Origin of the sequence: Blastococcus sp. TF02A-26 (assembly GCF_003319125.1) — a bacterium.
Lineage (GTDB): Bacteria > Actinomycetota > Actinomycetes > Mycobacteriales > Geodermatophilaceae > Trujillonella.
In genome coordinates, this window is sequence record NZ_QOHG01000012.1 from 112597 (window position 1) to 133686 (window position 21090).

A 21090-nucleotide genomic window follows, 5' to 3' on the forward strand; every position below is an offset into this window, starting at 1 on the left:
CCACACTCGCGTGAACGTCCGCTCAAAACGAGCACCGCTCCCGACGAAGAGGATCCGCGATGCATCGCAGACGGCACTCCCTACTCGCCCTGGCGGTCACCGCGGCCCTCGCGCTCAGCGCCTGCGGCGGCAGTGACGACGACGGCGGCTCCGGCGGCTCCGGCGGCTCGGGCTCCGGCGAGCCGGTGCCCGGCGGCACCGCCGCCATCGGCATGGTCAGCGAGCCGCGCACCCTGGACCCGGCCTACCTGAGCAACAACCTGACCACCAACGCCCTCGTCGGCAACGCGCTGTACGGCTCGCTGGTGACCAACGACCCGGTGACCGGCGAGGTCAGCCCGTCGATGGCCGAGAGCGTCGAGACCACCGACGGTGGCACCACCTACCGGCTGGTCCTGCGGGAGGGCCTGACCTTCTCCGACGGCACGCCGCTGGACGCCGCGGCGGTGCAGGCCAACTGGGACCGTGCCCGCAGCGTCGAGCTCCGCGCGCCGGTGATCGCGGTGGCCATCAACATCACGGCCACCACGCCGGTCGACCCGCGGACGCTGGAGTTCACCCTCCGGACGCCGACGCTCGCCTTCGACCAGACGATCGCCACCAGCGCGCTGAACTGGATCGCCTCCCCGGCGGCGCTCGCGGGTGGCCAGGCCGCCCTCGACGCCGCGCCCATCGGCGCCGGCCCCTTCGTCCTGGAGAGCTGGACCCGCGGCGGCGCGATGGAGCTGGTCAGGAACGACACCTACTGGGACGCACCACGGCCCTACCTCGACGGCCTGACCCTGACCGCGCAGAACGACGCGGTGCAGCGGTTCAACACCCTGCAGAGCGGCCAGGTCGACGCGATCCTGAACAACAGCCCGGTGATCACCCAGCGCGCGGAGGACGCCGGCATCGCGGTCGCGGTGCCGAGCGAGCCCAACGGCGGCAGCACCGTCGTCTTCCAGACGCAGACCGCCCCCTTCGACGACGTGCGGGCGCGCGAGGCGGTCTACAAGGCGATCGACCTCGACGTCGTCCAGAGCGCCGTCTTCAACGGTGCGGGGACCGTGCCCCGGTCGCTCTTCGGCGAGGAGTCGCCGTTCTACACGGGGGAGTACCTGTCGGGCTCGGACCCGGAGCGGGCCCAGGAGCTGTTCGACGAGCTCGCCGACGAGGGGACGCCGGTCGAGTTCACGATGGTCACCTTCCCGACGACGGAGGCCCTGGCCGTCGCCCAGTCCATGCAGTCCCAGCTCGCGGCGTTCGACAACGTCACGATGGAGATCGACAACCGGGACTTCGCCGGCGCCCAGGGCGCGCTGACCGGTGGTCAGTTCCAGGCCAGCATCGCCGGCCTGCAGTTCGTCGACCCGGAGCCGCAGCTGTACTCGGGCCTGTACTCCACCTCGTTCCTCAACTTCTCCAAGATCGCCGATCCCGAGATCGACGAGGCGCTGGACGCCGCCCGGCTGACGGCGGACGAGAGTGCGCGCACGGAGTACTACACGACGGTCGAGGAGCGGGTGGGCGAGCTGTACCCGTTCATCATCTGGAGCGCGACCCGCGAGAACGTCCTCGGGGACCTGCAGGGCGTGGAGCTCTACGGCACCGGGTCGGTGGTGCTCAGCGGGGCCTGGCTGGACGAGTAACCGGCACCGGAACGGGCGGGCGCGGTCCCGGAAGGGGGCCGCGCCCGCCGCGTCGGTGGGGGTTCACGCGTCGACGCAGAGGCCGGCGCAGGCCATGCGGGCCAGCCAACCGCCGACGGCCGCCGGGTCGCGCACGTCCACCGACCGCACGCCGGTGAGCGACCCGGCCTGGGCCAGCGAGAGGGCCAGCCACTCCTCGGCCTCGGTCTCGGAGATCCCGGGGCGGAGCTCGCCGGCCGCCGCGGCCCGCCGGACGTAGGGCCGCACCATGCCGGCGACGCGCTCGCGCTCGCGGCCCAGCCGCAACGCCACGTAGCGGGCGAGGTCCTCGTCCCCGGCGGCGAGGTGCTCGCCCTGCCGGTACCGGATCCCGGTCGCGGCCAGCACCTCCGCGACGACCGCGACGGCGTCGGTCAGCGTGGTCGTCCGACCGGCCCGCTCGGTGATCGCGGCGAGGTCCCGCCGGCGCTCGAACTCCCGGATGGCGTGGAACAGCGCGCCCCGGTCGACGAAGTGGCGGTAGAGGGTCGCGCGGGACAGCCCGGCAGCCCGGGCGACGTCCCGCATCGTCGTCTTCGCCCGCCCGTACCGGGTCACGCAGTCCATCCCGGCGCGCAGGATCCGGTCCCGCGTCGCCTCGTCGGCCGCGGCCTCCGTCTGCTCCGGCGCGGTCGTCATGCAGGCCGGGTGTTGTGCCGCAGCTCCCGGAACGGGAGCACGCGGTCGTCGCCGGGTTCGCGGGGGAGCCCCAGCAGCCGCTCGGCGATGGCGTTGCGCTGCATCTCCGTCGTCCCGCCGCCGATGCCGTGGCTGGACAGCCGGTGCACGCCCCAGTTCTCCGCACCGGGCTGCCAGGCCGCGGCCCGGGCGCCGGCGACGGCGAGGTCGATCTCGCCCCTGCGCGGGCCCACCGAGCCGGCCATCGCCTTGAGGATCGCCGCGGCCGGGCCGGGGAGGTCGCCGGCGCGCAGGGCGGCGCCGACGCGCCGGGTGGTCGCGGCCATCACCGCGTCCAGCACCCACCGCTCGCCGATCAGCGCGCGGACCCCGGGATCGGTGTCGCGGCCGACCTCGCGGGCGAGGTCCAGCAGGGTGGGTTCCAGGCCGATGCCGGTGTCCTCCTGCTGCCCGCGCTGACCGCCCAGCGACCAGCCCCGGCCGATCGCGCTGCGTTCGTTCACCATCAGCGTGGTCGCCACGCGCCAGCCGTCGTCCACCTCGCCGACGACGTTCTCGGCGGGCACGAAGACGTCGTCGATGTGCTCCTGGCAGAAGTCGGCGCTGCCGTCGAGCAGCCGCACCGGCGCGATCTCGATGCCGGGGGTGCGCATGTCGACGACGAACATCGTCAGGCCGGCGTGCTTGGGGACGTCGGGGTCGGTGCGGGCCAGGCAGATCGCCCAGTCGCCGTAGTTGCCGCCGGTGGTCCAGATCTTCGCGCCGTTGAGCACGAAGCCGCCCTCGGTGCGGTCGGCGCGGGTGAGCAGCCCGGCCAGGTCGGAGCCGCCGCTGGGCTCGGAGAGGAACTGGCGCCAGATCGCGTCGCCGCGCAGGATCGGCCAGATGTGACGGCGCTTGAGCGTCTCGCTGCCGTGCGCCAGCAGCGTCGGGACGACGACGTTGAAGGCGTTGCCGAACTCCTCGGGCATCCGGTACTCGGCCGCCTCCTCGCGGAACGCCTCCTGGTGCGCCGCGGTGAGCCCGAGGCCGCCGTACTCGCGCGGCAGGGGGACCCCGGCGATGCCGCCGTCCCACAGCGCCCGCTGGATCGCGCGGGAGCGGGCGACGCCCTCGTCGTCCCACTGCAGGAACGGCTCGCCGGGGGTCTTCCGCGGCACGTGCGCGGCGAGCCAGGCCCGGGCGCGCGCCCGGAACTCCGCGACGCTCTCGCCGGCAGGTGCCTCCTGCTGCGGGACCTCGACGACGTCGGTCATGCCGCTGCTCCCTCTGCGATGTCCACCAGCGCGCGCTGGTGCAGCTCGGGGCTGCCCAGGAGCACCTCGTTGCTGATGACCCGCCGGAAGTACAGGTGCAGGTCGTACTCCCACGTCATCCCGATGCCGCCGTGCAGCTGGATGCAGTCGTGCAGCGTCGCGGTGCTCCGCCTCCCGACGTGGGCCTTGGCCACGCGGGGCGCGATCGCGGCGTCGGGCCGGCGCTCCTGCACCGAGCGGGCCGCGTGCGCGGTGATCGCCGCGGACCCCTCGAGCCACATCCGGTGGTCGGCCATCCGGTGCTTGAGCGCCTGGTAGGAGCCGATCGGCCGGCCGAAGGCGACCCGGTCCTTCGCGTACTGCACGGTCATCTCCAGACCGCGCGCGGTCGCGCCGGTGGTCTCGGCGCACTGGAGCACGAGGGCGACGCGGAGCTGGTGCTCGACGTCGGCCGCCGCGTCCCCGGGTGTCCCGACGACGGTGCCGGGCCCGGCCTGCACCCCGGTGAACCGGACGGTGGCCAGGCGGCGGGCGAGGTCGAGGGTCTCCAGCGGCTCCACCTCGAGCCCGGGGGTGTCGCGCGGGAGCAGGAACTGCGCCGGGCCGGCGTCGGTGCCGGTGCTGACCAGCAGCAGATCGGCGACGGCGGCGTCGGGGACGTAGGAGGCGACGCCGTCCAGCCGGTACCCGGCGCCGTCCCGGGTGGCCGTGACCGGCGGCGTCGTGGGCAGCGCGTCGTCGGGGCCGGCGAAGGCCCAGGTGGCGATCAGCTCACCCGCGGCGATGCCGGGGAGCACCCGCTCGGCCAGCTCGGCCGAGGCCGCACGCGCCAGCCCGGCGGCGACGACGTTCGTGGTCAGCGCCGGGCCGGGGTGCACCATCCGGCCGAACTCCTCGGCGACGATCGCCGCGTCGACCAGCGCCTCGCCCGACACGCTGCCCCCGCCCAGCTCCTCCGGCACGAACATCGCGTACCAGCCCAGGTCCGCGCCGGCCGCCCACGTGGCGCGGTCGACGCCGACCGGGTCCCCGATCAGCTCGCGCACCCGCTCGACCGGCGCGCGCTCGGTGAGCGCCCGCCGGCAGGTGGTGCGGAACAGCTCCTGGTCGTCGGACAGGCCGAACGCCATGCCGCCTCCTCGGGGTGCGCGACCCGGCCGCGGACCGGCCCGGGACCCTTGCCCGGCGGACGATACGTGCGATACAAGTTCGGTAGCAAGTGTCTCATCAGCCCCGCTCCTTTGGCGGGCATCGAGAGGTGGAAACCCGTGGCGCGACCCAGGCAGGCGGCCATCGCCGGCGTCTACACGACCAAGCAGGGCAAGCTGCCCGACCGCACCTCGTTCTCCCTCCAGCTGGAGGCGATCAAGGGCGCGCTCGACGACGCCGGGATCCCGATCGAGGAGGTCGACGGGATCATCCCGATGAGCATGTCCGACCACCTGCCGGGCACCACGGCGCACCAGTTCTGGGCCAACCAGCTGGGGGAGCGCCCGCTGGGTCTGATGGAGGTCGGCGGTGCCTCCGGCGCCCTGGCCAAGGCGGCGCTAGCGATCGAGAACGGCATGTGCGAGGTCGTCGTCCTCTTCTACGGCAAGGCCGGCTCGCTGGTCGGCCCCCGCGGCACCGCGATGCCCGACCGCGCCCCGCGGGTGCCGGACTGGAGCTTCTACCAGTCGGGCGCCTACATGACGACGTGGTACGCGCTGTGGGCGCAGCGGTACATGCACGAGTTCGGCGTCACGCACGCCGACCTGGCCGAGGTCGCCGTCTTCACCCGGCACCACGCCACGCTGAACCCGGACTCGATCATGGGCCGCAAGGGCGACATCACCGTCGAGGACGTGCTGAACAGCCGGCCGATCTGCGAGCCGTTGAACCTCCTCGACTGCTCGCTGGACAACGACGGCGGCTACGCGATCGTCATGACCTCGGTCGAGCGGGCCCGGTCGGGCAAGAAGGAGCCGGTGCTCGTCCTCGGCGGCGCGGAGTCCACCTACACCGACTTCTACGTGACCATCAACGACCCGTGGTTCCCCGAGGAGGGCAAAGCCGTGCGCCGGGCCACCGAGCGCGCCTTCGGCATCGCCGGCATCCAGCACGACGACATCGACGTCGCCGGCCTCTACGACTGCTTCACCATCACCACGATCCGCGACCTCGAGGAGATGGGCTTCTGCAAGCTCGGGGAGGGCGCGGACTACGTCAAGGAGGGGCACTGCTCGCTCGGCGGGAAGATGCCGACCAACACCGACGGCGGCCTGCTCTCCAACAGCCACGCCGGTGACCCCGCCGGCATGCACACCATCGAGGTGGTCCGCCAGCTGCGCGGCGAGTGCGGCGAGCGGCAGGTGCCCGGCGCGAAGCTCGGCGTCTCCCTGCAGCAGGGCTGGGCGGTGCACGGCATGGCCGGCGTGCTCGTCATGGCCACCGAGTGACCGGCTCGCGCCGACCGACCCCCCAGACCTCAGGAGAGCGACGATGACCTACCTCAAGCCCCTGCCCCAGATCGAGCCCCGCAACAAGGAGTTCTGGGACGGCCTGGCCGCGGGCGAGTTCCGCGTGCCGAAGTGCGACGACTGCGGCCACTACAACTGGGTGCCCTACCCGGCCTGCCGCTCCTGCCTGTCGGAGAACCAGACGTGGACGCCGGTCAGCCGGGACGCCACCGTGTGGAGCTTCAGCCTCGTCCACCGCGGCCCGGGTGCGTTCAACGACGACGTCCCCTACGCCGTGGTGCTGGCCAAGCTGGCCGAGGAGCCGCGCAGCTGCATCGTCCTCGGCAACACCGTGGGCATCGACCCGAACGACCTGTACATCGGCATGCCGCTGCGGATCGTGTTCGAGGAGATCCCGGGCGAGGACGTGACGGTCTTCCGGTTCGCGGCCGCCGACGCCGCGGAGCCGGACGACGCGGATGCCGCGCTGAACGTGGAGAACCAGCCGGCGACGGTGGCCTGACGGTGGACCTCTCCCTCACCGAGGACCAGCAGGCGCTGCGCGGGTCGGTCGCGGAGCTCTTCGCGGGTCAGGCCACGTCCGAGCGGGTCCGGGCGGCGGAGGCCGTCGGGCACGACCCGGCGCTGTGGCGGGTGCTCGTGCAGTCCGGCATCCCGACCATGGGTGTGGCCGAGGAGCTGGGCGGCGGCGGCGCGACGGTCGCCGACCTCGTCGTCGTCGCGATCGAGGCCGGCCGCCGCGTCGCCCCGGTCGCGCTGCCGGAGGCGCTGACCGCCGCCGCGCTGCTGGCCGCCTCGCCGGCGGGCGCGGACCTGCTGGCCGGGGTGGGGGAGGGGGACGTCGTCCCCACGGTCGCCCTGCGGCCGCTGCGGAACGGGACCGCCGGCCCGGTGCCGGGCGCGGCGGTCGCCGACGTCGTCGTCGCGCTGGACGGCGACGAGCTCGTCGCGCTCTCCCGGCCGGAGGGGGTCGCGGCCGAGCCGCTGCCGGACCTCGGCGGCGCGGCGCTGGCCGAGGTGGCGACCACCGTGTGGTCGCAGCGGCTGGTGCTCGCCACCGGTGACGAGGCGCGGGGGGCGCACGACGACGCTGTCTCGCTGTGGCGGGTCCTCACCGCGGCGGCCCTGGAGGGGCTGCGGCAGGAGGCGCTGCGGATCGGCGTCGAGTACGTGAAGGACCGGCACGCCTTCGGGGTCCCGATCGCCTGGTTCCAGACCGTGCAGCACCGCCTGGCCGAGGTCGCCACCGCCGGCGACGGCGCCGAGCTGCTGGTGCACGAGGCGGCGTGGGCCCGGGACACCGGGGACCCGCGGGCGGCGGCCCTGGCCCGGATGGCGCTGCTCTTCGCCGCCGAGACGGCGCAGCAGACGGCCGCGGCCAGCCTGCACTTCCACGGCGGCTACGGCTTCACGCTCGAGTACGACATCCAGCTCTACTACCGGCGCGCCAAGGCCTGGCCGCTCGCGCTGGGGGCGCCGCGGCACGAGCTGCGCGCGCTGGCCGCCGATCTCTTCGCGGGAGAGGCAGCCTGATGGACTTCGTGGAGAGCGACGCCCTGGCCGAGCACCGGCAGGCCGCGCACGCGTGGGCCGAGCGGCACTTCCGCCCCGAGTGGGTCGAGCAGGAGCACGCCACCGGCACCCACCACAACCCGGAGCTGCACGCCCTGCTCGGGCAGCAGGGGCTGCTCGGCGCCGGCTGGCCGGCCCAGTACGGCGGCACCGACGTCGACCCGGCCTACGCGCTGGCCGTGTTCCAGGAGATCGGCGCGCGCGGCCTGCGGATGGACGGCTGGGTGACCACCGAGATGGTGACCCGCACGATCCTGCACGTGGCTACCGAGGAGGCCAAGCAGGAGATCGTCCCCGCCGCCCTGCGCGGCGAGGTCGTCATCGTGCTCGGTTACACCGAGCCCGGCTCGGGCTCCGACGTCGCCGCCGCCCGCATGCGCGCGGTCCGGGACGGCGACGAGTGGGTGGTCAACGGCTCGAAGATGTTCACCAGCACCGCGCACATGGCCACCCACGTGTTCCTGCTCGCCCGCACGAACACCGAGGTGCCCAAGCACAAGGGGCTCACGCTGTTCCTGGCCCGGCTCGACGCCCCCGGCGTCGAGGTCCAGCCGGTGCACACCCTGGGCGGGCAGCGCACCAACGCCACCTTCTACTCCGACGTGCGGGTGCCGGACTCGATGCGGATCGGCGAGGTCGACGGCGGCTGGGGCGTCATGCGGGTCGCGCTGGTGCACGAGCGCGGCACGGCGGTCGCCCCCGGCGGCCCCACCCTCGTCGAGCAGGTCGCCGAGTGGGCCCGCACCGCTCCCGGCCCCGACGGCGCCCCGCTCCTGGACGACCCGACCGTCGCCGAGCAGCTGGCCCGGCTGGCCATCGACGACGAGGTCTCCCGGCTGCTCGGCCTCAAGGTGCGCTGGATCGCCGCGACCGGTGGCATGCCGGGCATCGAGGGCTCGATGGCGAAGCTGTACTCGAGCGAGGCCGAGCAGCGCCGGGTCGACGTCCTCACCGACCTGCTGGGGGAGCAGGCGCTGCTCCGCGACGGGGCCGGGCCGCTGCACGGCGCCGTGGAGTGGGCCTACCGCAAGGCGCCGGTCAGCACGATCTACGGCGGCACCAGCGAGGTGCAGCGGGAGATCGTCGCCGAGCGCCGGCTCGGGTTGCCGCGCAGCCGGCCGGTCGGATGAGCTCGGCGGAGGCCACCGACGTCCTGGCCGTCATGGGGGTGCTCAACCGCTACGCCTGGGCGCTGGACACCCGCGACTGGGAGGGGCTGCGCGAGGTCTTCGCCGCCGACCTGCGCGCGGACTACGGCGCCTTCACCGTGGCCGGGGTCGACGAGATGGTCGAGCGCATGCGGACCTCGCACGCCCACGTGGACTCCACCCAGCACCTGATCGGCGGGCACGACGTCCGGGTCGACGGCGACACGGCGCGGACGCGGTGCCAGGTGATCGCGACCCTGCGCCGCGCCGGCCGGCCACCGCGGACCTACCGCACCGGCGCCTGGTACGCCGACGAGCTGGTGCGCACCGCCGCGGGGTGGCGGATCGCCGTCCGCACCGCGACCGGGATCTGGTCGGAAGGCGACCGGGAGGTCCTGCGACCACCGGAGCCCTGAGTCGACCGGGGAGCCGATCGGGTCCACGGTCGAGCGTCGTCCCGGAACCGGCCACATCTCCCCGTCGAGTGGCCGGTGGGGGGCCAATGCCCTGCGGGGGTGCGCCTCGGTCGCGTCCGCCGACCGGCACCCTTGCGCCTCGTCCGACTATTCGACAATCATTGTTATGTTGGGGTGCGAGTCGGCGGTCATCGCCGGGGCGCGACCAGAACCAGTCCTGGAGGGCCAGCCATGACCACGTCCGAGAGCACCGGCCTGTGTCCGGTCACGTCGCTGTCCCTCGAGGAGGGCGCGCCGCCGCGGCCGGTCATCGACCTCGACGTGCACGGTGAGCGGTTCTCCGAGCTGAACTACGACATCTACCGGGAGCTGCTGCAGACCGCCCCGGTCGCCTGGGACCGGCGCAACGGCGGCTTCTGGATGCTCACCGGCTACCAGCCCGTCTTCGAGGCCACCAAGGACGACGACCTCTTCCTCTCCGCGCCCGGCACCGGGCTGCCCAAGGACGGCGAGGAGGGCGGCCTGCCGGAGGGGACCGGCCCCATCCCCATCGAGATCGACCCGCCGCACACCCAGCAGTACCGCAAGCCGGTGCTCGGTCTGCTCTCGCCGAAGTCGGTCGCGTCCATGGAGCCGGGGATCCGCGCGGCCGCCGACGAGCTCATCGACGCGTTCATCGAGTCGGGGGAGGGCGACCTCGTCCAGCAGCTCAGCACGCCGCTGCCGGCGCTCATGGCGCTGCGGATCCTCGGCATGGACGAGAGCCGCTGGCCGGAGTTCGTGCAGTGGATCCACACGATCATCCACGGCGAGCGGGCCCAGGCCGGGGAGGCGCAGATCGCGCTGTTCGGCGAGGTGTCGAAGGCCATCGAGGAGCGGACCGCGCTGGCGGACAAGCCCGACGACGTCCTGACCGCGATCGTCACCTGCCAGGTCGACGGCCGGACCATCGGCTTCATGGAGCAGGTCCGGTACGTGTTCCTGGTGATGCTCGGCGGCATGGACACCACCAGCGGGCTGACCGGCAACAGCCTCGAGCGGATCGCCCGCGACCCGGCGCTGCGGCAGAAGCTGATCGAGCGCCGCGACCTGCTGGAGCGGGCGACCGAGGAGTTCCTCCGCGTCGGGACGCCCACCCAGGGGCTGGCCCGGACCCTGTCCCGCGATGCCGTGTTCCACGGCCAGCACATGCGGGCCGGTGAGCGGGTGATGCTCATGTGGGCCGCGTCGAACTACGACCCCGCGGAGTTCGAGGACCCGTACACGGTCGACGTCGAGCGGTGGCCGAACAAGCACATGGCCTTCGGGGTGGGCATCCACCGCTGCCTGGGGTCCAACCTGGCGCGGACGATGTTCCAGGTGATGATCGACCGCGTCCTGGAGCGGCTGCCGGACTTCGAGCTGACGGTGGACGAGGTGCCGCGGTTCGAGGACGCCGGCAACGTCTACGCGCCGACCAGCTTCCCGGTCCGGTTCACCCCCGGACCGCGGGTGACCCCCGCCGCGAGCTGAACCCCTGATGGAGGCGGCCCGATCGGGCCGCCTCCATCGGTGGCGTCAGCCCCGGTACGTCCAGGGGGTCCGCGGCTCCTGCGGGGGCAGCGGGTTGAGCCGGCCGCGGAACTCCTCGAGGGGTGCGGAGAAGCCGCCCTCGATGGTGGTCTTGCGGATCCGCCAGCCCTTCTCGGTGCGGACGAAGTCGTTGACCCGCTTGGACAGCGAGATCACCGGCTGGTTCTCCCGGTGCCAGAACATCCCGAGCATGTTCGAGTACTGCACCGCGGTGTCGCCGGTGACGACGACCTTGTCCGCGACGCTGGTCTGGAACACGTAGGGGAGCGGTCCGTCGTCGCCGTAGAAGTAGTGCCAGTACTCCGCGACCGCCTCGCGCCCGCGCGGGCCCTTGCCGGGCTCGTGCAGCATCGCGACCTCGATCGTCGCGTCGTCGGTCAGGCAGTCGAGGGCCTCCATCCGGCCGGCCTGCAGACCGTTGAAGCCGCCGGTGCACGCGTGGTGGAACTCGTAGAAGACCTCGGTGATCTCGCGGACGTCCTCGAGCTCCTGGAGCCGGGCGGCCAGGGCGGCGTACTGGGGGTCGGTGCTGGACACGGTGCTCCTCGCTGGGATTACTGAACGGTGTTCAGCACGCTAGGTCGCGGCGTGCGCCGCGGTCAACGGCGCGGGTGCCTTGTGGCAGCACGGGTCGTCGGGTAGACCCTTCAATAGTCATCTTTGCCCTGATGGGCACTTCGCACTGGGAGTCCGCATGCCCCCCGCAGCCGTCGACCGCGCCGTCCTGCCCGAGCCCGGGTTCCTCATCGGCGCCGAGAAGATCACCACGCACGACGGCGAGGTGTACGAGCACCGGTACGCCGCCACCGGCGAGGTCACCCACGCGGTGCCGCTGGCCGGCGAGCAGGAGGTGGACGCGGCCGTCGCCGCCGCCCGGGCGGCGCTCCCGGCCTGGAAGCGGATGCCGGTCAACGAGCGCCGCCGGCTGATGCTCGCGTTCGCCGCGGCGGTCCGGAGCAGCGACCGGCTGGCCCCGGTCATCACGGTCGAGAACGCCTACCCGCTGGCCTTCACCCCGTACTTCACGAACTGGGTCGCCGAGCTCTTCGAGTACAACGCCGGCTGGGCGGACAAGATCGGCGGCGAGGTCGTCCCCACGTTCCCCGGGCCGGCGTTCGACTACACCCTCGACGAGCCCTACGGCGTCGTCGCGGTCATCGTCCCGTGGAACGGGCCGTTCGTGTCCTTCGGCCAGTGGCTGGCCCCGGCGCTGGCCGCGGGCAACACGATCGTGATCAAGCCCCCGGAGATGGCGCCCTACACCTGCCTGGCGCTGGCCGAGCTCGCGCTCGAGGTCGGCTTCCCGCCCGGCGTCATCAACGTCGTCCCCGGCGGTGCGGTGGCGGGCACGGCGCTGACCAGCCACCGCGACGTCAACAAGATCTGCTTCACCGGCAGCGGTGGGACGGCGAGCCGGATCATCGCGGCGTCGGCCCCGAACCTGACCCCCACCGCCTTCGAGCTCGGCGGCAAGTCCGCGCGCATCGTCTTCGCCGACGGCGACCTCGAGGGGGCCGCGCGCCGGTCCCTGCTGGGCACCGGCCAGGCGTGCATCGCCGGCAGCCGGGTGCTGGTGGAGGCGCCGGTCTACGACCGGCTGGTGGAGATGTCGGCCGCCATGGCGCAGCAGGTGCCGATGGGCGACCCGTTCGACCCGGGCACCTTCGTCGGACCGGTCATCAGCCAGGGGCACGCCGACCGCATCCTCGGCTTCGTCGAGCGGGCCAAGGAGGCCGGGACCGGGCGGCTGGTCACCGGTGGCGAGCGGCTCGGCGGCGACCTGGCCGACGGCTACTTCCTCGCCCCGACGATCTTCGCCGACGTCGACAACTCCGCGGAGATCGCCCAGGAGGAGATCTTCGGGCCGGTCACCGCCTTCATGCGGTTCGAGACCGAGGAGGAGGCCGTGGCGATCGCCAACGACTCCGAGTACGGCCTCGCCGCCCACCTGGAGACCAACGACGTGCGCCGGGCGCACCGCATGGCGCGCGACCTCGACGCGGGCACGGTCTGGATCAACGGCTTCGTCGACCTGCCGGTGGGTGCGCCGTTCGGCGGCGTGAAGCGCTCGGGCTACGGCCGCCAGGGCGGCATCTGGGGAATCCGCGAGTTCGTGCAGTCCAAGAACGTGTGGATGCCGCTGTAGCCCCGACCCCCGTCGGGGAGCACCGCCACGACGACGAGGAGGAGCTCCGTGTCCGGACGCATGCAGGGCAAGGTCGCGCTCGTCACCGGGGCGGCGCGGGGGCAGGGTCGGGCGCACGCCGTCCGGCTCGCGCAGGAGGGGGCCGACGTCATCGCGGTCGACGTCTGCGCCGGGTTCGAGAACACGCAGTACCCCGCGGCCACGGAGGACGACCTGGCGGAGACCGTCCGGCTGGTCGAGGCCCTCGACCGGCGGATCGTGCACCGCGTCGCCGACATCCGGGACCGCGAGGAGCTGGCCGCCGCGGTCGACGCCGGTGTCGCCGAGCTCGGCCACCTGGACGTGGTCGTCGCCAACGCCGCCATCGTCGTCGTCCAGCCCTACGACCAGGTGACCCCGGCCATCTGGCAGGAGGTCATCGACGTCAACCTCACCGGGACCTGGAACACCGTCATGGCCGCCGTCCCCCATCTGCAGCAGGCCGGTGGCGGGTCGATCGTCCTGGTGAGCTCCGTCGCCGGCCTCAAGGGCCTGCCGTTCCTGGTGCCCTACGTGGCCGCCAAGCACGGGGTGGTCGGGCTGATGCGTGCCTTCGCCACCGAGCTGGCCAGGCACCGGATCCGGGTCAACTCGCTGCACCCGACGGCGACCGACACCCCGATGAACCACATGGAGTCCACGCCCGGGGTGGCGCACCCGATCGAGGCCGATCCCAAGGTCGCGCCGATGCTCTGGAACCACCTGCTCGACCTCGGGCCGGTCGGGATGGTCGACCCGGTGGACCAGGCCAACGGGATGCTGTTCCTCGCCTCCGACGAGGCCCGGTTCGTCACCGGCGTGACGCTCCCGGTCGACGCCGGCTGCAGCGTCTTCTGAGTCGCCGGGATGTGGCCTGGGTCTCGCCACGAGCCCACATAGTGGCTACTATGGCGCTCGGCGCCGAGCCTGCCGAGGGCGTCGGTGCACCCCCGGACCCCGGCGACGAGGAGCCCCCCATGACCGAGCGCCTGATCTCTGCCGACTCCCACGTCCGCGTCTCGCACGACCAGATCAAGTCGTTCATGCCGGCGAAGTACCACGCGGTCTACGACGAGGCGGCCGCCGAGCACGAGAACCGGATGAAGACCGGCGCGGGCGCGGCCAACCAGGCCGGCGCGAAGCCCAAGGACAAGGCCACCACCGCCAACTCCGCGTTCTCCCGGCCCAGCTACTCCGACCCCGTGGAGCGGCTGAAGGACATGGACACCGACGGTGTCGACGTCGAGGTGCTCTACAGCGAGGTCAGCGCCTTCCGGTACCTGAGCACGATCAAGGACGGCGGCGTCGGCCCGGCGCTGCGGGCCTTCAACGACTGCCTCCACGCCTTCTCCGACGTCGACCCCAAGCGCCTGGTCATGAGCTACCAGGTGCCGATCCACGACATCGAGCTGGCGATGGGCGAGGTGGAGCGGGTCGTCGGCCTGGGGGCGAGGTCCCTGCAGCTCCCGGTCTTCCCCAACGAGCTCGGGCAGCTGGACTACTACCACGACCGCTACGCGCCGCTGCTGTCGCTGATCCAGGAGACCGGGCTGCCGATCGCGCTGCACATCGGGCTGAAGACGACGCTGAGCGAGCTCGCCGACCGCGACCCCACGCCGTTGAAGGGGATCATGGTCTCGATGACCCCGCTGATGACGGCGGAGTCGTTCGGCATGTGGACCATGACCGGCCTGCTGGAGCGCTTCCCGGACCTGAAGCTCGTCTTCGTCGAGCCCGGCATCGCGTGGGTGGCCTGGTACATGGAGATGGTCGACGACATGGTCACCCGCCAGGGCTACGAGTACCCCGGCACGACGATGCTGCCGAGCGAGTACATGCGCCGGAACATGAGCTTCACCTTCATCGACGAGAAGCTCGGCCTCGAGCGGATGCGGGACTACATCGGGGTGGAGAACCTCATGTGGTCCACCGACTTCCCGCACCCGGTCACCTCGTGGCCCAACTCCCGCGCGTGCGTCGAGAAGCAGTTCGCCGAGGTCCCGCAGCACGAGCGCGAGCTCATGCTGTCGGGCAACGCCATGCGCACCTGGAACCTGTCGTAGTCGATGGGCGTCCACGACGGGCTGACGGTCCTCGACCTCTCCTGGGGCATCAGCGGCCCGATGACGGCGATGCTGCTCGCCGACCACGGCGCCGAGGTGACCCGCATCGAGCGCCCCGGGGGAGACCCGTTCGGCGACCTGTCGGGATACCGGGTGTGGCACCGCGGCAAGCGCAGCGCCGTCCTCGACCTCACCGACGCCACGGACCGCGAGCGGTTCCTGGCGCTGGCGCGCGAGGCCGACGTCGTCGTCGAGAGCTTCGCCCCGGGGACGACGCAGCGGCTCGGCATCGACTTCGACACGTTGTCGGCGCTCAACCCGCGGCTCGTGTACTGCTCCATCACCGGCTACGGCGCCGACGGCCCCGACGCCGACCGGCCCGGCCTCGGCGCGCTGGTCGCCGCGCGCACCGGCCACCAGTACGAGGTCCGGGGCACGCTCGGCACCACCATCAGCCGGCTCTCGGGCGGCGCGGGGATCATGCCCGGCGTCGAGCAGCCGGAGACCGTCTGGAACGGCCCCGACCGGGACGGGCCCCTGTTCAGCGGCACCCCGTGGGTGGACCTCGGCACCTTCTACATCGCCAGCGTCGGCATCGCCGCGGCGCTGCGCGCCCGGCAGGTCACCGGCCGCGGGCAGCGGGTGGACGCGAGCCTGCTCCAGGGCGTCATGGTCACGACCCCGGGCGCGTGGGTGAAGGTGGACGACCCGGAGGTCGAGGACTTCCTCACCTGGATCCCCGACCCGCGGACCCCGCGCGGGTTCTTCCGCGGGTCCGACGGCCGCTGGCTGCACAACTGGGTGCCGCTGCCGGAGTTCGTGATCAACGCCGACGAGGCCGAGATGCAGCCGCTGCCCTCGGTGCCGGCGCCGAAGAAGGCGTCGTACCGCGTGACGCCGTCGCCGCACGACATGGTCGTGCTCTTCCACTTCCACGACCAGATGGTCGAGACCGTCGCGCGGCACCCGGTCGCCGACTGGGTGCGGCTGGCGGCCGAGGTCGGCACGCCGCTGCAGCCGGTGCGCTCCCCGGAGGAGGCGCTGCTCGACCCGTTGCTGGTCGACGACGGCTGCGTGGTCGACGTCCCCGACCCGGAGTTCGGCGTCGTCCGCCAGGTGGGCCGGGTCATCGACCTCGAGCGGCACCCGCAGCCGGCCCCGCGTCCCGCGCCGGCCCGCGGCCAGCACACCGACGAGGTCCGGGCCGAGGCCGACCGGCTGATCCGCGCGGGCGGGCCCGTCCCCGAGGCGCCGGCCGGCCGGCCGCTGACGGCGCCGCTCGAGGGGATCACCGTGCTGGACCTCGGTGTCGCCGTCGCCGGGCCGTTCGGCACCCAGATGCTGGCCCAGCTCGGCGCCCGGGTGATCAAGGTGAACTCGCTGACCGAGAAGTTCTGGTACTCCAACCACATCGCGCAGATGTGCAACCGGGACAAGGAGTCGATCGCCCTCGACCTCAAGGACCCGGCCGGCCTCGCCGTGCTCAAGCGCCTGGTCGAGCAGGCCGACGTCGTCCAGCACAACATGCGCTACGCCGCCGCCCAGCGCCTGGGCATCGACTACGAGTCGCTGAAGCAGATCAACCCACGACTGGTCTACTGCCACACGATCGGCCACGAGCAGGGCCCGCGGGAGCAGAACCCCGGCAACGACCAGACCGGCGCCGCGCTGGGCGGCACCAGCTGGCTGGACGGCGGCCTGGACGACGGCGGCCGGCCGATCTGGTCGAGCACCTCGCTGGGCGACACCGGCAACGGGCTGCTCTCGGCGCTGGGCATCATCGAGGCGCTGATGGACCGCGAGCGCACCGGCGAGGGCCAGTTCCTGCGGACGTCGATCCTCTACGCCCACCTGCTGCACACCTCGACCGCGTGGATCACCCCGGACGGCGCGCACCGGGGGGCGCGGCAGCGACCCGACGGCGAGCAGTACGGCTGGAACGCCCTCTACCGGCTGTACCGCACCGCCGACGACTGGATCTGCATCGCCGTCCTCGGCGACGGGGCGTGGTCGGCGCTGTGCACCGCGCTGGAGCGGCCGGACCTGGCGGCGGACCCGCGGTTCGCCACCGGGTCCGGGCGGGCGGCCGAGGACACCGTGCTGGCCGAGCTGCTGGCCACGTCGTTCGCGACCCGGACGTCGGCGGAGTGGTTCGCCGCCCTCGACGGCGCCGGGGTGCCGTGCGAGGTGCCCGACCCGCACTTCGCCGACCGCCTCTTCTCCGGCGAGGACCCGCGGGCGGCCGAGCTGCTCTCCCCGGCGTTCCCGCACCGCCGGGTCGGGCACACCCAGGCGGCCGGGCTGTACTTTCGGCTGTCGGACACCCCGGGGGTCCTGCGGAGCGGACCGGTCTGGCCGGGCGAGCACTCGCGGCAGGTCCTGCAGGCGGCCGGCTACACGCCCGAGGAGATCGACAAGCTGATCGCCTCCGGCGCCGTGGACGACACCGCGCAGGCCGGGGCGCAGTCGTGACCGCGCCCGTCGCGGAGCGGACCCGGGAGGCCCGCCGGCGGATCGTGCAGGTGCAGCTGGAGCGCCTCCGGCATCGGGCTGGCGGATCGGGCCCGGCGGCCCGCGACGCCGCCGCGCGCGCCGCACGCCTGGCGCGGCTCCTCGACGAGCAGCGGTGACCGTGGGCTCCGTCGAGGTCCCCGTCCCGGTCACGCTGGAGGACGTCGGGGACGGGGCGCCGCCGCGACCGACGATGCGGCTGGACCCCCACCAGCCGTTCTTCAGCGCCCACGTGCACGACATCTACCGCGGCCTGGTCCAGGAGCACCCCGTCGCCTGGTCGACCACCAACGGCGGGTTCTGGATGCTGACCGGCTACCGCCCGGTGTACGAGGCGACACGGGACGACGCGCTCTTCTCCACCTCGGCCGGCGTCGGCCTGCCCAGGGACGGGGAGGGGGCGGCCCTCCCGCCCGGGACGGGGCCCATCCCGATCGAGATCGACGCGCCGCAGGCCCAGCAGTTCCGGAAGGCGGCCCTCGGCCCGCTCTCGCCGCGATCGGTCGCCGCGCTGGAACCGGTCATCCGGCGGATGACCGACGAGTTCGTCGACGAGTTCGTCGGGACCGGCCGGGCCGACCTCGTGCAGCAGCTGACGACCCCGCTGCCCGCCCGGGTGACCCTGCACCTGCTCGGGCTGGACGAGTCGCGCTGGGCGGTGTGGGTGTCGTGGATCCACGCGATCATCCACGGCAGCTCGGCCGAGGGGCAGGCGGCGCTGGGGAACGTCGTCACGCACGTCGCCGCGGCGATCCGGGAGCGCACGGCGGACCCGGGCGGGAGCGAGGACCTGCTCACGGCGATCACCCGCTGCCAGGTCGACGGACGGACCATCAGCTTCGAGGAGCAGGTTCGCTACGTCTTCCTGATCCTGCTCGGCGGCATGGACACCACCAGCGGCCTGACCGGCAACACCCTGATCCACCTCGGCCGCGACGAGGCCCTGCGGCAGCGGCTGACCGACCGCCGTGACCTGCTGGCGACCGCGACCGAGGAGTTCCTGCGGATCGGGACGCCGACGCAGTGCCAGATGCGGACGCTGTCCCGGGACGCGGAGTTCCACGGGCAGCGGATGCACGCCGGCGACCGGGCGCTGCTCATGTGGGCCGCGGCCAACCGCGACCCCGCCGAGTTCCCCGACCCGGACGTCGTCGACGTCGACCGGTGGCCCAACCGGCACATGGCCTTCGGCGTCGGCCTCCACCGCTGCCTGGGGTCGAACCTGGCCCGCACGATGTTCCGGGTCATGATCGACGCGGTCCTCGACCGGTTGCCCGACTTCCGGCTCCTGGTCACCGACGTCCCCCGGTTCGACGACGCCTGCAACGTCTGGGCGCCGACCAGCCTGCCGGTCGAGTTCACGCCCGGCCCCCGATCGGCGGGGAGAGGTCGATGACCGACCACGTGCGGCCGGCGCCGCTGCGCACCGAGGAGAACGACGGTTTCTGGACGGCGGCCGCGGAGGGGCGACTGGCGGTGCAGCGCTGCGATGCGTGCGGCCGCTGGCAGCACCCGCCGCGGGCGATGTGCCCGGACTGCCACTCCGTCGCGCTGTCCTTCGCCGACGTCGCCGGGACCGGGGTGGTCTACAGCTGGTCGCTGCTGCACCACCCGCAGCACCCGTCGTTCGAGTACCCGGTCGTGGCCGTGCTCGTGACCCTGGACGAGGGGCCGCGCGTCCTGTCGAACCTGGTCGGGGTCGATCCGGCCGACGTCCGCATCGGGCTGCCGGTGGAGGTCACCTCCGCGCCCACCGCCGAGGGGGACGTCCCCGTGTTCGCGATCCGGGAGGGGCGAGCATGAACGGCTCCACGTCCATCGTCGGGGTCGGGGCGACCGAGTTCTCCAAGGAGGCCGGCCGCAGCGAGACCCGGCTGGCGGCCGAGGCGATCGTCGCCGCCCTCGCCGACGCAGGTCTCACCACCGCCGACGTCGACGGGCTGGTCAGCTTCACCGTCGACCCCGTCGAGGAGACCGAGCTGGTGCGCTCGCTCGGCATCCCCGCCGTCCGCTGGTCCAGCCGCGTGCCCTACGGCGGCGGCGGGTCGCAGGGGATGTTCCAGCACGCCGCCGCGGCGGTGCTCTCCGGCGCGGCGCGCGCGGTGGTCGTCTACCGCGCCTGCCGGTCCCGGTCGGGCAAGCGCTTCGGGCGGGCCCGTGTCGCTCCCGAGCCGGTCAGCGGGCACTCGGGGACGACGGCGATGCAGTGGGCCACCCCGTTCGGCGTGCTCACGCCGGCGTCGTGGATGTCGTTCGAGTCGACCCGGTACATGCACGAGACCGGCACGACCAGCGCCGACTTCGGCCGGGCCGTCGTCCAGTTCCGCGACTACGCGGCGACCAACCCGAACGCCTACTTCGCCGGCCGGCCGATCACGCTCGACGACCACCAGAACTCCCGCTGGATCGCCGAGCCCGCCATCCGCCTGTTCGACTGCTGCCAGGAGACCGACGGCGCGGTCGCGATGGTGGTCACCTCGAGCGACCGGGCGGCCGACACCCCGGCGCCGGTGCAGATCGCGGCCGCCGCCTCGGTCGGGCTCTTCGAGGAGGAGGTGGCGAGCAACCACTACCGCCCCGATCTCTCCCGGTTCGACGGGACCGCGGAGATGGGGGACAGCCTGTTCCGCGCCGCGGGCCTCGAGCGGGCCGACGTCGACGTCGCGATGATCTACGACGCCTTCACCCCGATGTTCTTCCTCCAGCTGGAGGCGCTCGGCTTCTGCGGGTACGGCGAGGCCAAGGACTTCGTCGCCGACGGTCACCTGGGGCCCACCGGCGCCCTGCCGTGCAACACGAACGGCGGGCTCATCGGCGAGGCCTACATCCACGGGCTGAACCTGACCCTGGAGGCGGTGCGCCAGCTCCGCGGCTCGTCGCCCAACCAGCTCGACGACCCGCACGTCGCCCTGGTCAGCGCCGGCCGCACCGGCGTCCTCCTCCGCCGCTGACCTCCGGGTCGTACCCTCGGCGGTCGTGACCGCGAGCCGCCCGGACCAGCCTGCCCGGGCCGCCGTCGTCGAGGCGGCGATCCAGTGCATCCTCGAGCGGGGGATCTACCGGGCCAGCTCCAACGCCATCGCCGAGCGCGCCGGCGTGACGTGGGGCGCCATCCAGCACCACTTCGGCACCCGTGAGGCGCTGATGCTCGCCGTCCTCGAGGAGGGCAACGAGCGGCTGAGCCGGCTGCTGCGGGAGGCGGAGATCCGGGGCGGCTCGGTCGAGGAGCGGGTGGGGGAGTACCTCGCGGTGCTCGAGGCCCACTACGGCAGCCAGGAGTACCTGGTCTTCATGCAGGTGCTGCTCACCCTCGCCCACGACCCGCGCACGTCGGAGCAGACGCTGGCCACGATGCAGCGGATCACCGGAGCCGTCGACGCCGACCTGCACCGGCTGGGCGGCGAGGTGCTGGCCGGCTCCGGCGAGAGCGAGGACGAGCTGGGGCCGGTGCTCTTCCACGCGCTGCGCGGGATGGCGATGAGCCACCTGATGATCAGCGCCAACCCGCCCGCCTACGGCGCCGGTCGGGCGGCGGAGTTCGCGGCGCAGAAGCAGGCGCTGGTGCGGGCGATCGGACTGCTCGTGACCTCCAGGACTGGACGTTTCGAAAGTCATTGACC

The 21090-nt window shown here is 73.1% G+C and carries 20 protein-coding genes; 16 read left to right on the forward strand and 4 right to left on the reverse strand.

What is annotated here, in order from left to right; all coding sequences use genetic code 11:
• Nucleotides 1-59 precede the first annotated feature (59 nt).
• Nucleotides 60-1631, forward strand: a complete 1572-nt coding sequence (locus DQ240_RS14860; RefSeq protein ID WP_158548721.1) for an ABC transporter substrate-binding protein — start codon at nt 60-62, stop codon at nt 1629-1631.
• Between the two features lie 63 nt (nt 1632-1694).
• Here DQ240_RS14860 and DQ240_RS14865 read toward each other — a convergent pair whose 3' ends face one another.
• The 3 genes from DQ240_RS14865 to DQ240_RS14875 are packed head-to-tail and all read right to left on the reverse strand — an operon-like array spanning nt 1695 to nt 4695.
• The gene (locus DQ240_RS14865; RefSeq protein ID WP_113840394.1) at nt 1695-2309 is read right to left on the reverse strand and encodes a TetR/AcrR family transcriptional regulator; all 615 of its coding nucleotides are present in this window, start codon (nt 2307-2309) and stop codon (nt 1695-1697) included.
• Nucleotides 2306-3565, reverse strand: coding sequence for an acyl-CoA dehydrogenase family protein (locus tag DQ240_RS14870; protein WP_113840395.1), 1260 nt, complete (start codon nt 3563-3565; stop codon nt 2306-2308). The genes DQ240_RS14865 and DQ240_RS14870 overlap by 4 nt, the downstream gene beginning before the upstream one ends.
• Complete coding sequence (locus DQ240_RS14875; RefSeq protein WP_113840396.1) at nt 3562-4695, reverse strand: acyl-CoA dehydrogenase family protein; 1134 nt, start codon at nt 4693-4695, stop codon at nt 3562-3564. Before DQ240_RS14875 ends, DQ240_RS14870 begins: the two co-directional genes overlap by 4 nt.
• A gap of 138 nt (nt 4696-4833) precedes the next feature.
• Here DQ240_RS14875 and DQ240_RS14880 point away from each other — a divergent pair, with 138 nt between their 5' ends.
• From DQ240_RS14880 to DQ240_RS14905, 6 genes are all read left to right on the forward strand, one after another.
• On the forward strand, nt 4834-6003 hold the full coding sequence (locus DQ240_RS14880) for a thiolase family protein (RefSeq protein WP_113840397.1): 1170 nt from the start codon (nt 4834-4836) through the stop codon (nt 6001-6003).
• 43 nt (nt 6004-6046) lie between these two features.
• The gene (locus tag DQ240_RS14885) at nt 6047-6526 is read left to right on the forward strand and encodes a Zn-ribbon domain-containing OB-fold protein (protein WP_113840398.1); all 480 of its coding nucleotides are present in this window, start codon (nt 6047-6049) and stop codon (nt 6524-6526) included.
• Between the two features lie 2 nt (nt 6527-6528).
• Nucleotides 6529-7557: an acyl-CoA dehydrogenase gene (locus tag DQ240_RS14890; protein WP_158548723.1), complete on the forward strand. Its 1029-nt coding sequence runs from the start codon at nt 6529-6531 to the stop codon at nt 7555-7557.
• Nucleotides 7557-8726 carry an acyl-CoA dehydrogenase family protein gene (locus DQ240_RS14895; RefSeq protein ID WP_113840400.1) on the forward strand — a complete coding sequence of 390 codons (1170 nt, stop codon included), beginning with the start codon at nt 7557-7559 and terminating at the stop codon, nt 8724-8726. Before DQ240_RS14890 ends, DQ240_RS14895 begins: the two co-directional genes overlap by 1 nt.
• Nucleotides 8723-9160 carry a nuclear transport factor 2 family protein gene (locus tag DQ240_RS14900; protein ID WP_113840401.1) on the forward strand — a complete coding sequence of 146 codons (438 nt, stop codon included), beginning with the start codon at nt 8723-8725 and terminating at the stop codon, nt 9158-9160. The genes DQ240_RS14895 and DQ240_RS14900 overlap by 4 nt, the downstream gene beginning before the upstream one ends.
• Nucleotides 9161-9391: 231 nt before the next feature.
• Nucleotides 9392-10672 carry a cytochrome P450 gene (locus DQ240_RS14905; RefSeq protein WP_113840402.1) on the forward strand — a complete coding sequence of 427 codons (1281 nt, stop codon included), beginning with the start codon at nt 9392-9394 and terminating at the stop codon, nt 10670-10672.
• A 45-nt stretch (nt 10673-10717) separates the two neighbouring features.
• On the opposite strand, the gene DQ240_RS14910 is transcribed toward DQ240_RS14905, so the two are convergent.
• Nucleotides 10718-11269, reverse strand: coding sequence for a nuclear transport factor 2 family protein (locus DQ240_RS14910; RefSeq protein WP_158548725.1), 552 nt, complete (start codon nt 11267-11269; stop codon nt 10718-10720).
• A 157-nt stretch (nt 11270-11426) separates the two neighbouring features.
• Between DQ240_RS14910 and DQ240_RS14915 the strand changes: the two genes are divergently transcribed.
• The 9 genes from DQ240_RS14915 (at nt 11427) to DQ240_RS14950 (ending at nt 21088) form a co-directional block, all read left to right on the forward strand.
• On the forward strand, nt 11427-12878 hold the full coding sequence (locus DQ240_RS14915) for an aldehyde dehydrogenase (protein ID WP_113840404.1): 1452 nt from the start codon (nt 11427-11429) through the stop codon (nt 12876-12878).
• Nucleotides 12879-12926: 48 nt separating this feature from the next.
• On the forward strand, nt 12927-13754 hold the full coding sequence (locus tag DQ240_RS14920) for a mycofactocin-coupled SDR family oxidoreductase (protein WP_113840405.1): 828 nt from the start codon (nt 12927-12929) through the stop codon (nt 13752-13754).
• A gap of 119 nt (nt 13755-13873) precedes the next feature.
• Nucleotides 13874-14959: an amidohydrolase family protein gene (locus DQ240_RS14925; protein WP_158548727.1), complete on the forward strand. Its 1086-nt coding sequence runs from the start codon at nt 13874-13876 to the stop codon at nt 14957-14959.
• Nucleotides 14960-14962: 3 nt separating this feature from the next.
• Nucleotides 14963-17431, forward strand: a complete 2469-nt coding sequence (locus DQ240_RS14930) for a CaiB/BaiF CoA-transferase family protein (RefSeq protein WP_113840407.1) — start codon at nt 14963-14965, stop codon at nt 17429-17431.
• Complete coding sequence (locus tag DQ240_RS23320; RefSeq protein ID WP_158548729.1) at nt 17428-17589, forward strand: hypothetical protein; 162 nt, start codon at nt 17428-17430, stop codon at nt 17587-17589. The genes DQ240_RS14930 and DQ240_RS23320 overlap by 4 nt, the downstream gene beginning before the upstream one ends.
• Nucleotides 17586-18866 carry a cytochrome P450 gene (locus DQ240_RS14935; protein WP_199589331.1) on the forward strand — a complete coding sequence of 427 codons (1281 nt, stop codon included), beginning with the start codon at nt 17586-17588 and terminating at the stop codon, nt 18864-18866. Before DQ240_RS23320 ends, DQ240_RS14935 begins: the two co-directional genes overlap by 4 nt.
• A complete protein-coding gene (locus tag DQ240_RS14940; RefSeq protein WP_113840408.1) occupies nt 18863-19273 on the forward strand; it encodes a Zn-ribbon domain-containing OB-fold protein in 411 nt (136 codons plus the stop codon). Before DQ240_RS14935 ends, DQ240_RS14940 begins: the two co-directional genes overlap by 4 nt.
• The gene (locus tag DQ240_RS14945; RefSeq protein ID WP_113840409.1) at nt 19270-20421 is read left to right on the forward strand and encodes a lipid-transfer protein; all 1152 of its coding nucleotides are present in this window, start codon (nt 19270-19272) and stop codon (nt 20419-20421) included. Before DQ240_RS14940 ends, DQ240_RS14945 begins: the two co-directional genes overlap by 4 nt.
• A gap of 25 nt (nt 20422-20446) precedes the next feature.
• On the forward strand, nt 20447-21088 hold the full coding sequence (locus DQ240_RS14950; RefSeq protein ID WP_113840410.1) for a TetR/AcrR family transcriptional regulator: 642 nt from the start codon (nt 20447-20449) through the stop codon (nt 21086-21088).
• Nucleotides 21089-21090: the final 2 nt, after the last annotated feature.